The organism is Planctomycetota bacterium (genome assembly GCA_038746835.1).
Taxonomy (GTDB): Bacteria; Planctomycetota; Phycisphaerae; order Tepidisphaerales; family Tepidisphaeraceae; genus JBCDKH01.
Genome location: JBCDKH010000313.1, coordinates 1 through 2,086, shown reverse-complemented (window position 1 = coordinate 2,086; position 2,086 = coordinate 1). Strand labels below are relative to the sequence as shown.

The window sequence follows — 2,086 nt, the reverse complement described above, 5'->3', positions numbered from 1 at the left end:
TCGGGCATCATCGGCCAGCAGGTCTACATGCCCGTCGGCTGCGAGAAGTGCCGCCAGGGCGGCTACTCGGGCCGGGTCGGCATCTACGAGCTGCTGGCGGTCGACGACCAGCTGCGCGACGTGATCGCCCGGAACCCAAACGTGTCCGAGTTCCGCCGGATGTGCCTCGAGCGCGGCATGCACAGCCTCCGCCAGGACGGCATGGCCAAGGTCGCCGAGGGCCTGACCACGGTCGCCGAGGTACTGCGTGTGACGTCGGATTAAGCCCGAACCGCTTAATCCAAACAGACTGCCATCAGTTACCCGTGTTTGCACGATGCGGACCGACGCCCTTGCGTAGGAACGCGCCACCCGGCATACTGCCACTCAAAGAGTAGATTTCGATGAGTTTCTCGACTGTCATAGCCGTCGAGCGAGAGGCTCTATCGGAAAGGGTGGATCGTGCGTCAAATGATTTGTGTGTTCGTCGCGGCGTGTGCTGCCGGCGTGGGTGGGTTGGCGTGTGGGCAGGATCGGCAGCCGGACCCGCTGCTGCCCACGCGCCAGGCCGACCTGTTCGCCGATGCCGAGCGGCGATCGCTGCTCCGGGCCAACCAATCCGGGCACGACGGCCGGTTCTTCATCCAGTCCGCCGACGGTACCAAGCGGCTCAACATCGGCGGCTACGCCCAGATCCGCTACTACGCTAACTTCGTCGACGACACCCCGACGCAGGACACGTTCGAATCGGGCTTCCAGGTCGAGCGCACGCGGCTTGTCTTCTCCGGCCAGGTCGCCGACGGCACGACGTTTCTCATCCTGCCTTCCGCGGGCCGCAACGGCACGTTCGGTCTGCTCGATGCCTGGATCAAGCAGGACCTGTCCGAAGTCATCGGCGATGGCTGGTCGATTACCGGCGGCCAGTTCAAGCTGCCGTTCTGGCGCGAGTGGCTCGTCAGCGAACGCTTCATCCAGCCCGTGGAACGCTCCACGCTCGCGATCGACTTCGCTTCGATCTACGGCCAGGGCGTCAAGCTCTCGTACTTCACGGGGCAAACGCTCTTCGAGATTGCGTATTCAGATGGCTTGCGCAGCCTGAACTCGCCGTTCGCTCCCGCGGGCCCACTATCCACTGACACCGAGTCCGAGGCCGGCGCGGTGACCGTTCGGCTGGAGTCGGCGCTCTTCGGCAACAAAGCCGACTTCACCGATCTGACCAGCCTCGGCACAGAGGAGCCGGGCCTGCTGCTCGGCGCGGCAACCCATTGGCAGGGCGAGACCCGCTCGTTGTTCGGCACCGAGATCAACAACCTCACTCAGGGAACCGTCGACATTAGCTACGAAGCGCCGGGCTACAACCTGTTCGGCGCGGCCGTCATCCGGCACATCGAGTTCCCCGGCGGCGGCGACGAAATCGACCTCGGCGCGCTCGCGCAGGCCGGCATGTTCGTGTCGGAGAACGTCGAAACATTCGGCCGCTACACCGTGCTCGTGCCCGATTCCGACGCGCCGGGCGACGACCCGTTCCACGAGGTGCTCGCCGGCGCAAACTGGTACATCGCGGGCCACGCGCTCAAGCTCACCGGCGATGTGCAGTACTTCTTCCAGTCGCCGGACGACACCACCGTTGTCGGCTTCGGCCCGAACCCCGGCACGGGCCTGCTCGACTCCGACGGCGGACAGCTGTCGGTGCGCCTCCAGCTCCAGTTCGTCTTCTGAACCGTTCACGCACGCCGCAGCAAAGGACACGCGATGCCAAACGATCCAACGCAAGACACAGGCCCGTCCGCGGCGCAGCGGTACTGGAAGACCAACATCAAGTACTTGACCGTGCTGCTCGGCATCTGGTTCGCCGTCAGCTACGGCTGCGGCATCCTCTTCGTCGATCAGCTCAATGAGTACCGCCTCGGCGGCGCGAAGCTCGGCTTCTGGTTCGCGCAGCAGGGCTCGATCTACGTCTTCGTCGCGCTCATCGCCGTCTACGTCGTGCTGATGAACAAGCTCGATCGCCGCTTCGGCTTCAGGGAGGATTGACCCAATGGATGTGCAAGCCTGGACCTTCCTGATCGTCGGCTTCTCATTCGCGATCTATCTCGGCATCGCGATC

General features: G+C 64.4%; 3 protein-coding genes. All 3 read left to right on the top strand.

Annotated features, from left to right (window positions below):
* Nucleotides 1-264: type II/IV secretion system protein (locus AAGI46_16990; GenBank protein ID MEM1013904.1), on the top strand; the 264-nt coding region annotated here is incomplete at its 5' end.
* Between the two features lie 186 nt (nt 265-450).
* Nucleotides 451-1,698, top strand: coding sequence for a porin (locus AAGI46_16985; GenBank protein ID MEM1013903.1), 1,248 nt, complete (start codon nt 451-453; stop codon nt 1,696-1,698).
* A gap of 33 nt (nt 1,699-1,731) precedes the next feature.
* Nucleotides 1,732-2,013 carry a DUF4212 domain-containing protein gene (locus tag AAGI46_16980; protein MEM1013902.1) on the top strand — a complete coding sequence of 94 codons (282 nt, stop codon included), beginning with the start codon at nt 1,732-1,734 and terminating at the stop codon, nt 2,011-2,013.
* The last annotated feature ends 73 nt before the right edge of the window (nt 2,014-2,086 follow it).